Annotated in this window: 10 protein-coding genes; 4 read left to right on the top strand and 6 right to left on the bottom strand. The window is 66.9% G+C overall.

From position 1 onward, the window contains the following. Nucleotide 1: 1 nt before the first annotated feature. The 4 genes from A9W99_RS25160 to A9W99_RS25175 form a co-directional block, all read right to left on the bottom strand. Nucleotides 2-2,176 carry an acyltransferase family protein gene (locus A9W99_RS25160; protein WP_067384994.1) on the bottom strand — a complete coding sequence of 725 codons (2,175 nt, stop codon included), beginning with the start codon at nt 2,174-2,176 and terminating at the stop codon, nt 2-4. A 97-nt stretch (nt 2,177-2,273) separates the two neighbouring features. Further along, a complete protein-coding gene (gene ripD / locus A9W99_RS25165) occupies nt 2,274-3,038 on the bottom strand; it encodes an NlpC/P60 family peptidoglycan-binding protein RipD (protein ID WP_067384997.1) in 765 nt (254 codons plus the stop codon). 267 nt (nt 3,039-3,305) lie between these two features. Then, nucleotides 3,306-3,710 carry a hypothetical protein gene (locus A9W99_RS25170; protein WP_067385000.1) on the bottom strand — a complete coding sequence of 135 codons (405 nt, stop codon included), beginning with the start codon at nt 3,708-3,710 and terminating at the stop codon, nt 3,306-3,308. Between the two features lie 49 nt (nt 3,711-3,759). Then, the gene (locus A9W99_RS25175) at nt 3,760-5,007 is read right to left on the bottom strand and encodes an RNA-guided endonuclease TnpB family protein (RefSeq protein ID WP_067385003.1); all 1,248 of its coding nucleotides are present in this window, start codon (nt 5,005-5,007) and stop codon (nt 3,760-3,762) included. 392 nt (nt 5,008-5,399) lie between these two features. Here A9W99_RS25175 and A9W99_RS25180 point away from each other — a divergent pair, with 392 nt between their 5' ends. From A9W99_RS25180 to A9W99_RS25195, 4 genes are read left to right on the top strand one after another with little or no spacing between them, the layout of a single operon-like run. Continuing rightward, on the top strand, nt 5,400-6,704 hold the full coding sequence (locus A9W99_RS25180) for an adenosylmethionine--8-amino-7-oxononanoate transaminase (protein ID WP_067385008.1): 1,305 nt from the start codon (nt 5,400-5,402) through the stop codon (nt 6,702-6,704). A 6-nt stretch (nt 6,705-6,710) separates the two neighbouring features. Beyond that, nucleotides 6,711-7,859 (top strand): 8-amino-7-oxononanoate synthase, encoded by a 1,149-nt coding sequence (locus A9W99_RS25185; RefSeq protein ID WP_067385011.1) that lies wholly within the window; start codon nt 6,711-6,713, stop codon nt 7,857-7,859. Continuing rightward, nucleotides 7,856-8,536, top strand: a complete 681-nt coding sequence (gene bioD, locus A9W99_RS25190; RefSeq protein WP_067385014.1) for a dethiobiotin synthase — start codon at nt 7,856-7,858, stop codon at nt 8,534-8,536. The genes A9W99_RS25185 and bioD overlap by 4 nt, the downstream gene beginning before the upstream one ends. Continuing rightward, nucleotides 8,536-9,045, top strand: a complete 510-nt coding sequence (locus A9W99_RS25195) for a 2'-5' RNA ligase family protein (RefSeq protein WP_067385017.1) — start codon at nt 8,536-8,538, stop codon at nt 9,043-9,045. The genes bioD and A9W99_RS25195 overlap by 1 nt, the downstream gene beginning before the upstream one ends. Nucleotides 9,046-9,058: 13 nt before the next feature. On the opposite strand, the gene A9W99_RS25200 is transcribed toward A9W99_RS25195, so the two are convergent. After that, nucleotides 9,059-10,462 (bottom strand): mechanosensitive ion channel family protein, encoded by a 1,404-nt coding sequence (locus A9W99_RS25200; protein WP_067385020.1) that lies wholly within the window; start codon nt 10,460-10,462, stop codon nt 9,059-9,061. Then, nucleotides 10,459-12,639 carry an adenylate/guanylate cyclase domain-containing protein gene (locus tag A9W99_RS25205; protein WP_067385023.1) on the bottom strand — a complete coding sequence of 727 codons (2,181 nt, stop codon included), beginning with the start codon at nt 12,637-12,639 and terminating at the stop codon, nt 10,459-10,461. The genes A9W99_RS25200 and A9W99_RS25205 overlap by 4 nt, the downstream gene beginning before the upstream one ends. Between the last annotated feature and the right edge of the window lie 88 nt (nt 12,640-12,727).

The raw sequence follows: 12,727 nt of genomic DNA on the forward strand, positions 1-12,727 counted from the left end.
GTCACCACCAACCGGTGCTAACCGCGATCTGCCGGCCGAGCTCGGGAGCCAGGGTCCGCACGTAGGTGGGGGACAGATGGTGGGCGCCGTGGTAGATCAGCACGTTTCCCTCGACCGGACGGCAGACGTCGGGACGACAGATCGCATCCGACATGTCCAGCGGCTTGAGCAGTGGGAACCGCTCCACGAAGTCCAGCGTCGGATTGCGATCGACCAGCAGGTCAGAGCGTTTGACCGAGCACGACTCGGCGTCGCGCTTCTTGGCCAGGCAGTCCGCGGGGTCGAACGGTTTACCGTCCTTGACCAGCCACGGAGTGTCCCGCATGGCCAGCACGGGAATGTTGTTGTCCGAGAACGTCTGCCAGATACCGATATACGTTGCCGGCATCACGTCGCCGGCCTTGATATTCCACGGTCGGGTCGAGGTGGTGAACACATAGTCGGGCCGGTCGGCGACCACCTTGTTCATCACCGTGTGCACCCACGCGCGGCACTGCGGGTAGGCGGCGTTGTTGCCCATGATCAGTGGGACTTCCTCGGTGGACAACGGGCAGCCCATCTTGAGGTAGGTCACCACCTTGAAGTGGTGTAACTGGCCGAGCAGGCTGAGCGCGGGCAGCCAGTGTTCCGCGTGCGATCCGCCGGCCAGCGCGATGGTTCGGGTGGCGTCCACATCGCCGTAGGTGCAGTTGACCACCGCGGGGTTGACGAAGTCGCTGATGCAGCCGTCCCTGGTGGTGGCCGGCAGGTCCTCCTTGATCTCCAGCACGGTGGGACGCATCCGCAGCGCGGGCACCCGCACATGCGCGGTCAGCGCCATGGCCCCGGGATAGTCGTGCGGGTTGAGACCTTTCAGCTCCCGGCCCGCGGCGCGTTGGTCGCTGACGTGCTCGCGCCAGGTGAACGACGTCGCGGTCAGGGTGACACCCAGCAGCACCACGATCGAGCCGAGCACCATCGTCGGCCGGCGGAGCCGCGCGCGCCAGGGGACCGTCGGGACATGCGCCGGCGCTACGTTATCCGCGCCGGCCCGGTACCGAAGCGGGTCCTCCACGAGCCGGGTGGTGAAGTAGGCGAGGACGCCGGATATCAGCAGGACCGCCAGGCCGTCGACAAAGCCCGCATGCGCGTGGCCGGAGTAGGAAAGCCAGAAGATCAGCAGCGGCCAGTGCCAGAGGTACAGCGAGTACGCCATCGCGCCCAGGGTCACCAGCGGCCCCGCCGCCAGCAGTCGATTGGGCAGCGGCAGCCCGCCACCGGCGCCGTCGGTCCCGGCCAGGTTGGCTCCGGCAAGGATCATCAGCATCGTGGCGCCGACGGGTACCAATGCCCACGGACCGGGAAATTCCTTGACGCCGTTGATCAGTGCGCCGCACGACAGGATGGCGGCCAGCGCGACGGTCGCGAGCATCGTGCGCAGCCACATCGGCCAGCGGATGTAGGGGACCAGCGCCCCGACCAGCGCTCCCAGCAGCAGCTCCCACGCCCGCGCGAAGGTGTTGTAGTACGCCTGTGCCTGGTTGGCCTGATGAGCACAGACGGCGTAGACGAAGGACGCCACCGTCAGGGCGCTCAGCAGCACCAGGAAGACGCTCCGCAGGCTGCCCGGCGCCCGGAACAGGTGCCGAAACAGGTAGGCGCATCCGGCGGCCAGGAGCAGGAAGGCGATGTAGAACTGCCCCTGCACCGACATGGACCAGATGTGCTGCAGCGGGCTGACGGCCTCACCGGCGCGCAGATAGTCCGACGCCGAGTTGGCCAGCTCCCAGTTCTGGTAGTAACCGAGGCTGGCCAGGCTTTGGTCGGCGAAGGTCTCCCAGCGGGTTTGCGGTTGCACCAAGATGGTGAGCAGTGCGCATCCGGCCAGGACGACGACCAGGGCCGGTAGCAGCCGGCGGACCAGCCGGGCCACCTCGGCCGGTGGCGAGAGCGAGATCGCCGGGTTGAGCGCGGCGCGCAGCATCTTGCCGCCGAAGAAGAAGCCGGAAAGCGCGAGGAACACGTCCACGCCACCGGACACCCGGCCGAACCAGACGTGGAACATCGCGACTAGCGCGATGGCGATGCCGCGCAAACCGTCCAGGTCGTAACGGTAGAAACCGGACCCCGCCCGAGCTGGCTGGCCGACCGGCTGCGCGGTTGCGGCCGGCGGGCGGGGAGGTGACAGGCTCAGCATGATCGAAAGCCAATTTACCCAAAACCCGCCACTTGCTCTCTCGCTGAGCAGCGAGTCGTGTGCAAACAGGTGGCGGGGGATTGGAAGGTTGCGACGGCTACCGGGTGGCCGGGACGATCGCGGGTTGCTGCGCCGGTTGCGCCGGAGCTGCCGGCTGCACCGGTGCCAGTTGCAATGGCGCCTGCGGGGTGGGCGCCGGTTGCAGTGGTGACTGTGGCGCCGGCACCTGTTGCAGCGGTGCCTGTGGGGTCGGGGCCGGCTGTAGCGGCGTTTGCTGGCTCGGCACCTGCTGGCCCGGCGTCTGCTGACCCGGCACCTGCTGCACCGGCGCCTGCTGGACGGGCGCGGGCTGAGTTCCGAGCACCCGCACTAGGTAGGGCGCCATGCCGCTGGTGCGCACCGGTGACACCTGGACCACGTCGCCGACTTCCAGCATCTGGCTGTTGCCGAGATACATGGCGACGCTTTGCGTGCCTTCGGGACCGTAGAAGATGAGGTCGCCCTTGCGCGCCTGCTGCGGCAGTACCTTTTGACCTACCCGGTACATCTGGCCGGATGAACGGGGCAGCTTGATTCCTGCGCCGGCGTACGCGTACTGCATCAGGCCGGAGGCGTCGAACCCGACGGTCATCGCGCCTTTGCCGGTACCGCGGCTGGGTCCGTTGACGCCGCCGCCGGCCCAGGAGAACGGCACGCCGCGCTGCGAGAGGCCGCGGGCGACGACGACGTCGGTGGCCTGCTGGTAGTCCATCGGCCGGGCACCCGGGTCCGCGGCGGCCAGGCCGGTCGCGAGATCAGACGTGGCCACCACCGGGGCCACCGTCATCACCAGACCGATGGCGAAGGCGTAGATGCGTTTCATTCTGGTTCACCCTCTCTCGGGGTCTCGTGCCTTAGCGCGGTGACTGCGCGCGTCGGCTGCCATGCCACGAGTCGCGCGATGGCCGCCTCGCATGCTTGTCACACCAGTCACTCCAGACACTTTCGCAACAGAAAATGCTGGCCGCCAGATCCGCCGAGGATTATTTGTCGGAATGAGATCGCACGGTGACTGCCCAGGCCGATTCCGGCCGCCGGACCGTGATGTGGGTCTCAGCCGAGCGTATGACGCGCCGCCGCCGCAGCCGCGTCAGTGCCAATATCGTTCGCTGAAAGTCGTCAAACCGTAGCCGGCCAGCGAGCTGAGCATCAGGATGGCCGCGGCCAGGATCGGCCAGAAGAACATGAACCAGCCCCGCAGCAGGGAAACGACCGGGCCGATGGCGGCCGCCGCAACCGCCGCGCCTATCCCGCCCCACATGACGGGATAGATGTACTGGTCCAGTCCGTAGGGCACCGGACCGCAACTGCCGTCCGGGCAGGCGTCGGCGGCGAAGCCGAACAGCCGCGAGGGCAGGCTCGTCGTGGTGGCCACGACGACGAGCAGCGTCAACAACCCGCAGGTGCAAACCACGTCCCAGACCGCGATCCGCAGCCGAATCGCCGGCGGGTCCCGGTCGTCGGTGTCCTCGTCGGGCCGATACGGCGAAGCCATGCCTTGACCTCCCCCTGGCCCTGAAGGGCCGGGATTCTGATTGGGCCGCTCACGCGGCCCAATCGTGGTTCTCACTTCCGTGAGCGCACCTTGCGGTGCCCACACCCTGCGGTATGGCCCCCGGTCCGGGGGTAGGCGCGGGTCTAGCCCGGGCCAAGATTATTTGAGCAGCGTTGTGGTCCGCATGGTCGAGGTGGCCACACGCGAGGCAACGAAACACCGCTTGGCTCTCGCGGTTCTCCTTGGCCGTGTGGCCACAGTTGCGGCACTCTTGGCTGCTGTACCTTGCCGACACCTCAACCAACGTCGTGCCGGAAGCTTTCGTCTTCTGCCCCAACCGGCGGGCGAACATGCCCCAGCAGTTGGCGTGGATCCGTTTATTGAGTCCCGCCTTGGCCGCTGCCCCGTTCGGCAGGTACTGATCAGGTCGGTCGGGGTTCGGCTTGGGTTTAGGTTTGCGGACCATGTTGCGGACCGCCAGGTGCTCCACCGCGACGAAGTCATAGCGGGCCGCGATCCTGGTGGTGAGCTTCTCGACCCAGTCGCGGCGGCGGCCTGCCACGGTCTCATGCACAGCGGCGATCCGCATGACGACGGACCTGCGGCGGGCGCTGCCTTTGCGCCGGCGCGTTTTCTCACGTTGCAGTCGCGCCAGCTTTGCCTGCTCGCGTTTGCGCATCGTCGGCGCCCGAAACATCTGACCGTCCGAGGTGGCGATAGTGGTGGCCACGCCACGGTCGATACCGATAGCACGCCCCGCCCTGCCGGCATCGGGTACCGCCGGCTGCGGCGCGGGGAAACTTACATGCCAGCGACCACTGGGGGCCGCGGTGATCCGAGCCATCCTTAGCTTGTCCGCCGGCAGCGCACGGGACAGCTTGAACTTCACCCAGCCCAGTTTGGGTACCGCAATTTGCGCCCACGCGCGGCTGTGCACGACAACCTTGGTGTCACGCACACAGAAACCTTCCGATACGCCGCGCTTGCGCCATCTCGGCTCTTTGGCGTTGCCGTCGAAACATGCCTGGACTGCCCGGTCAAAGGCGCGCAACGCTTGTTGCTGCACCGACGACGACCCGCAGCGCAACCACTCAATCTCCTGGCGCGCCTCTGCCAGTTGCCGTTGCCGCGCCGTCGGACCCGGCGCGGGACGACCCGAGGTGCCGCGCTCGCGGTGTTGGCGATACCCGAACTGTTCAACGGCCAGGTTCCACACATACCGCGCGTCCGCGCAGTGGCGCTCGCGCATAAAAACGGCCTGCTCCTCTGTTGGATACAGCCGGTAACGGTTGGCCACGCCAACAACCTAACCGCGGACGCCGACACCTGGCTGCATCTCTCCCACCACAGCATCGGTCTATATCTTCCGATCGTGATGAACGGCCTGCCCTACCGGCCCGGCGACTGTGCGACGAGTTCGCCTACTAGGTCAACCAGCACAACATCAACGGGCACATATATGATCGTCGCCCTAACTTCCCCGCATCCTGCGTCGACGCCCCTTGGTGGATCATCACCCACTACATCGACCGACCACTGATTGATCCTGGCAGCCCGAAACCGAGGCCCTAATCCGGCCCTCAACGGCTCGGCGTGCGCGCTACCACAACTGGTCAGAGCTTCCCGATGTCGGAGGTTTGTGCGACCCATACCGGGGACTGGGCCGTGACCCGCATACCCTCGTTCTCTATGTCTGCGATGACTCCCGGGCTGACGCCCGAGCAGGTCAGCGCAATCGATGCCGCCCACCTGTGGCATCCCTACAGCACCATCGGCGCCGAAGTGGTACCGCCGATCGTGGCGGTTGCCGCCCGAGGGGCCTGGCTGACCCTGATCCGCGAGGGCAAGCCGATCGAGGTGCTCGACGCGATGAGCTCCTGGTGGACGGCGATCCATGGGCACGGCCACCCCGCGTTGGACGCGGCGTTGACCCGCCAGCTCGGCGTCATGAACCACGTCATGTTCGGTGGGCTCACCCACGAGCCCGCGGCACGCGTGGCGCAGCTGCTGGTCGACATCACCCCCGCGGGACTGGAGACCGTCTTCTTCAGCGACTCCGGGTCGGTGTCGGTCGAGGTGGCGGTGAAGATGGCGCTGCAGTACTGGCGCAGCCGAGGCCGACCCGCCAAGCACCGGCTGATGACTTGGCGCGGCGGCTACCACGGCGACACCTTCACGCCGATGAGCATCTGCGACCCCGACGGCGGCATGCACTCGCTGTGGACGGACATTCTGGCCGCCCAAGTTTTCGCCCCGCAGGTGCCGCGCGACTACGACGGCGACTACAGCGCGGCGTTCGAGGCGCAACTCGCCCGGCACGCGAGTGAGCTGGCGGCGGTGGTCGTCGAGCCGGTAGTTCAGGGCGCCGGCGGTATGCGTTTTCACCACCCGCGCTATCTGCGCGACCTGCGCGGCATCTGCAATCGTCACGACGTGTTGCTGATCTTCGACGAGATCGCCACCGGCTTCGGCCGCACCGGCGAGCTGTTCGCCGCCGACCACGCCGGGGTGAGCCCCGACATCATGTGCGTCGGCAAGGCGCTGACCGGCGGATACCTCAGCCTGGCCGCGACCTTGTGCACGACCGATATCGCCCACACCATCAGCGCCGGCGAAGCCGGGGCGCTGATGCACGGACCCACGTTCATGGCCAACCCGCTGGCGTGTGCGGCGTCGGTGGCAAGCATCGAGGTGCTACTCGCCCAGGACTGGCGATCACGGGTGGCGGAGATCTCCGGCGCGCTGGCGGCCGGTCTGGAACCCGCCCGGGCATTACCCGCCGTAACCGATGTCCGGGTGTGCGGCGCCATCGGCGTCATCGAATGCGACCGCCCGATCGACCTGGCCGCCGCCACCCCGGCGGCACTGGACCGCGGGGTGTGGCTGCGTCCATTCCGCAACCTCATCTATGCGATGCCGCCCTACATCTGCCCGCCCGAGGAGATCGCCCAAATCACCTCGGCGATGGTCGAGGTGGCCCGGATCGTAGTCTGAACCGCAATGAAGACACCGATCGAGACGTCGCCGCTCGCCTGGCTGGGCGAGGTGGAACAGCAGCGCCGCGCGGCCGGTTTGCGTCGTGCGCTGCGGCCGCGTCCGGCGGTCGCCACCGAGTTGGATCTGGCGTCCAATGACTACCTCGGCCTGTCCCAGCACCCCGACGTCATCGAAGGCGGCGTCCAGGCGCTGCGCACCTGGGGTGCCGGTGCCACCGGTTCGCGGCTGGTCACCGGCGACACCGAACTGCACCAGGAGTTCGAGACCCAGCTGGCCGGCTACGTGGGCGCGTCGACCGGACTGCTGTTCTCCTCCGGCTACACGGCCAATCTCGGGGCCGTCGTCGGGCTGACGGGACCAGGTTCGCTGCTGGTGTCCGACGCTCATTCGCACGCATCACTGGTGGACGCCTGCCGGTTGTCGCGGGCGCGGGTGGTGGTGACGCCGCACCGCGACGTCGACGCCGTGCAACGGGCCCTGCAGTCACGCCGCGAGGAGCGCGCCGTCGTCATCACCGACTCGGTGTTCAGCGCCGACGGCGCACTCGCCCCGGTCCGCGACCTGCACGACGTGTGCCGCCGGCACGGTGCGCTGCTCATCGTCGACGAGGCACACGGTTTGGGTGTGCGCGGTGACGGCCGGGGTCTGGTCCACGAGCTCGGGCTGGCGGGTGCGCCCGATTTGGTGCTGACCACGACGCTGTCCAAGGCCCTGGGCAGTCAGGGCGGCGTGGTCCTGGGGCCGCAGCCGGTGCGCGATCACCTGATCGACGCCGCCCGCCCGTTCATCTTCGACACCGGGCTGGCTCCCGCGGCGGTGGGCGCCGCGCAGGCCGCCCTGCGAGTCTTGACCGCCGAGCCATGGCGACCGCAAGCGGTGCTGCGGCACGCCCGCGTCCTGGCCGGGATCTGCGACGTAACCCCAGAGCCGGAGTCGGCGGTGGTATCGGTGATCCTGGGCGATCCGGACGTGGCCGTGGCCGCCGCCACCGCCTGCCTGGAGGCCGGCGTCCGGGTGGGGTGCTTCCGGCCTCCTACCGTGCCCCCCGGGACGTCGCGACTGCGGCTGTCGGCGCGTGCTTCGCTGGATGCCGCCGACCTCGACCTGGCTGAGCGGGTGCTGATGCAGGTTCTCTGCGGGTCGCGCCGTTGACGGTCCTGGTCGTCACCGGGACCGGAACCGGTGTCGGCAAGACGGTCGTGACCGCGGCGCTGGCGTCGCACGCCCGCCAGGCCGGAATCGACGTGGCGGTCTGCAAGCCGGTGCAAACCGGCACCGACTCCGGTGACGACGACCTGGCCGATGTGGCCCGCTTGTCGGGGGTGGCCGAGCTCGCCGGGTTGGCGCGGTATCCGCAGCCGCTGGCACCGGCGGCCGCGTCCGAACAGGCCGGGTTGACGCTGCCCACCGGTGACCAGCTCGTCGGGTTGATCCGTGGACTGGACCACCCGGGACGGCTGACTTTGGTCGAAGGCGCCGGCGGACTGCTGGTCGAGCTCGCCGAGCCGGGCGTCACGTTGCGTGACCTCGCCGCCGACCTCGGCGCCGCGGCGCTGGTTGTCGTCAGCGCGGAACTGGGCACGCTCAACCACACCGCGCTCACCTTGGAAGCACTTGCCGCACAGAAACTTTCATGTGCCGGGCTGGTGATCGGCAGCTGGCCGGCCCAACCTGGGCCGGTGGAGATGTCGAATCACGCCGCACTGGCCCGTCTCGCGCCGCTGCGGGCCGCGCTGCCCGCCGGGGCCGGATCGATGAACACCACCGATTTCGCGACGCTGAGCGCGACCGCGTTCGACCGCGACTGGGTCACGACGCTGGTGCGCTGATGGTGCATTCGATCGAGCTGGTCTTCGACCGCGACACCGAAGCCGCGATCCGCCGCATTTGGGCGCAGCTGGCCGACGCGGGCATACCCAGCCAGGCCCCGGCAAGCCGACCGCACGTCACGCTGGCCGTCGCGGAAAGCGTCGATCCGGCCGTCGACGAGCTTCTCCGACCGGTCGCCGCACGGCTCCCGCTGAGCTGTGCGGTCGGCGCGCCGGTGTTGTTCGGTCGCGCCAACGTCGTCTTCGCCCGGCTCATCGTGCCGACCAGCGACCTGCTAACCCTGCAGGCGGACGTGCACCGGCTGTGTGGCCGGCACCTGTCGCCGGCGCCGATGTCCAACAGCCTGCCGGGTCAGTGGACCGCACACGTCACGCTGGCTCGCCGTGTCGGTGGCCCCCAACTGGGGCGGGCGCTGCGCATCGCGGGCCGGCCGGCGCAGATCGACGGGCGCTTCGCCGGGTTGCGCCGCTGGGAGGGCAACAAGCGCGCCGAATACCCCATCGGCTGAGCGCAATGCCCCGTCAACCGGATCGCTCTGCCGTCATGGCCTGTTGAACTCTGGCGCGCCGCTCGTCGATGGTGCGGCCCAAGTCTTGCAGTAGCAATGGCTTGCTCATGACGAACTCGACGAGGTGATCTCGATCGATTTCCAGCGCTGTCACTTCCTCGATAGCACGCGCGTCAGCCAGGTTGGGCTGACGGGTCAGCGCAGTCACCCCGAGGAATGAGCCCTCGTCGAGGGTGCCCAGGGCGACGCTCGACCCGGCCTGGGCGACCCCGGTCAACCGCACGCTCCCCGCGATCAGAAAGGTCATCTTGTCGGGCACCCGACCGGCATACTCGACAATCTCATCGGCCCCGTAGCGAACCATTCTCGCGTGCGATCCCAGCGACTGCTGGTCCGCCGGCCTCAGCCGCAAGGCCGGTGCCACAAGTGTCCGCAGCGCCATCTCGACGCGCTCAGGCGTCGAAAAGTCGTCTTCAGCGCCATCGAGATGGAGGCCGGCGCGCCGTGCGGCATACCAGAGCCAACGCAGAAAGGTGGCTTCCGCGGCGGCGTCGTCGGCGGGCGACCGCAGCCCCACGGTGACGCGATACTCGCCACCGCCGGCAGGCACCGAGGTGGCCGCGACGTCCGCCCTGCGCTGCGGCAAACCACCGGCGACCTGGGACAGCAACGCACACACCCGGTCGGGAGGGTCGCCCTCTGAAAACGTCGTCGTCATCACGAGTTGGTGCGCACCGGGCGGGCGGCTGAGATTCGTGAACGACGTGGTGGCCAGCACCGAATTGGGGGTGATCTGTAGTCCGCGGCCGGTCCGGATATGGACGGAACGCCAGTTGGCCTCCACGATCTGGCCTTGGGCCGCCGGGGTATCCAGCCAGTCGCCGATTCGGAACGGCTGCTCGAACAACATGAACAGGCCGGACACAATCTGCCCGACGGAGTTCTGCAGCATCAGACCGATGACCACCGAGGTCACACCCAGCGCGGTGAAAAGGCCGCCGACCCGCACGCCCCAGACATAGGAGAGAATGACCGCCAGACCCGCACCGATCAGCAAGAACCGGGTTACATCGAGGAAGATGCCCGGGATCCGCTGGCGCCAGGAGCCCTGCGGCGCACCCTCGAACACCGTCGCGTTCAGTCCGGACAGCAACAGCACCAGCACCACGAAGCCGAACACCGTTGTCAGAACGCGTACCGAGGTGATCTGTGCCGGTATGTCCGCCACGTACACCAGCAGCACCAGGAGCCCAGCCAACGGGACCAGGTAACTGCGCAGCAGCAAAACGGACCGGGCGAGATGACTTCTCTTGCGCACCAAGGCTTGGTGCCACTCGGTAAGGCCGATCAGCAGCAGTGGCAGGCCGAAAACCACACCAGCGGCCCAGTAAAGCGATGACGCGACGGCGGTGTTCATTGTTGGCCTGGTCCTTCCGATAGTTGCCAGATCTGCTGTTCGGTGCCGTCGACGGTAATGGTGCCTGCCGGGGTGAACCGTCGAATGTCGTGCACGGCCTCGTATACCGGAGCGGTGACGTAAATGCCGGATTGCGTTGTGCTGCTACGCATCTGGTGGGCGAGATTGACCGCGGCGCCCCACATGTCGTATACGATGCTGGAGCGTCCGACCAATCCACTAGTGACATTGCCCGTGTTGATTCCGGCCCGGAGAGCCAGATGATGGCCCGTTTTGCTGTTGAACCGCTCGATGATGTCCCGCATCTCGACAGCGAATTCGACGGTGCGGTGCACGCTGTCCAGTCTGGGAAAGTTCAGCCCACAGCTGGCGAGGTAGCCGTTGTGCAGGGTGCGAATCGGCTCGACGCCAAGTGCTTCCGCGGCGGAGTCGATTTCCCTGATCAGTTCGTCGACGATGCCAACCAGTGCCTGGCCCGTCAGATCATTCGAGATGTCGTCGAGGCCGACGATGTCGGCGAAGATGACCGCGACGTCCTGGTGCTCCGAAGCGATCGTTTGCTCGCCCTCGCGGTAGCGCTGCGCAACCGGCTCAGGCATCAACGACGCGAGCAGACGGTCGTTTTCTTTTCGCTGTTCGGTCAGCAGTACTTCCTTCATCTGCAGACTCCGGCTCATATCGTTGAAAGTCTCGGTGAGTTCCCCGATTTCATCGCGAGAGGTAACCGGAATCGCGACGTCGTAGTTCCCGGCGCTGATCTCTTCTGCGCCGGTCTGCAACCGTCGTATGGGGCGCACGAATATCTGGGCGACCAGTAGGGCAGCCACGCAGATGACGAAAACCATTGCTGCAGTAGCCAACACGAGCGTGTGGGTCACCGACGCCACCCTGGCGTTGGCTTCGGCGGTTTCGCGGGTCGCCACGATCGACCAGTGCAGGTCGGAATTCGGCACAGTCAGCGGAGCGTAGGCCGCCAGTTCGCGACGACCGAGATAGTCGGTGTCGATCACGGTGCCGGTCTGTCCGCGTTCGGCTGCGCGGACCGCAGTGGTCGCGACGGGCTGGACCAGAGTCGTGCCACCCCACTTGATGGCTTTGTCGACGGTATCGGATCGAGTGCCCGCCGCTACCACCTCATTCCTGAATCGCCGTGGGTCTTCGATGAACAACCGCGAATCAGAACGCATCAAGTTGTCGGGGCCGGCGAGATAGGTCTCGCCGGTAGTGCCCATGCCGACTGCCTCCCACTGCCTGTCGGCGGTCATGATGCGGTTCACTTTCGCGATCGGTAAGGGCAGCGCCAGGACGCCCGAAGCTCTGCCGGGGGCGCCGATTGGTGACACCAACCAGGCGATGGGCATGCCGAGAGCAGGCTGATAGGGCTGGAAATCGGTGATCCACACGAAGTCGACTGACGATGCGGCCATAGCCTTCTCGTAGGCACCACGCAGATTGGATTGCCGATATGGACCGGTGAGGATGTTGGTGCCGAGTGTGGCACTCTTGTTCACGCTGTAGATCACGTTGCCGCGGGTGTCGAGCAGCAGCGCATCGCGGTATTCGAAGCGAGTCGCAATCTCGCGAAAGTAGTTGTTGAAACGGGCATTCGCGGCTGACCACGCGCTGCCGTCGCCGGCGTCGTCGGTTGCGGGCGAAGCCCCCGCCGCGGTGTAGTGGGCCTGAAGGTATTTCTGCGAATTGTTCCCGGGCAGTATGGCGTCGAGGTCCAGCTTGGTTCCGGTGTCCCGTTCGATGGGTTTGATCAGCTTGTCGGTGTAGTAGTTCACCAACGCCTGCTGTTGCCCCGCATCGACGGTCGCGTTCGCCAGTTGGTCGAACCCGGCGGTGAAGGCCTGAACCGCTTCCACGACGGTAGTTCCGCGGCTATAGATCACCAGCGAATTGGTCAGGTCCGCGAAGAGCGTCTCGATAGCTCGCTTCTGCGCCTCACGCAATTGCGTCATCCGTTCGGACACCGCGGGCAGCAACGCCCGGCGAGCGGCGACGTATCCGACCACCCCGATCACGCCCAGGGACATCAGGCTGGACACCAGCAGCATGATCATCACCTTCGACTGGATGCTGATCCGCGAAAGCGCGCGTGGACGACGTTTTCCCGTGTGGTTCGGAGCTTCCTCATCGGCGCGTACCGGCTCGGTCGAGCGTTGCGTCGTCATTGACTTCCTCTCGCTTGCGGTCGGCAGTGATCACCACGCACATCACCATGCAGTCCGCAACGATCGAAACGGATCCGGCAGGCTCAGA

The organism is Mycobacterium sp. 1164966.3 (genome assembly GCF_001665395.1).
Classification (GTDB): domain Bacteria; phylum Actinomycetota; class Actinomycetes; order Mycobacteriales; family Mycobacteriaceae; genus Mycobacterium.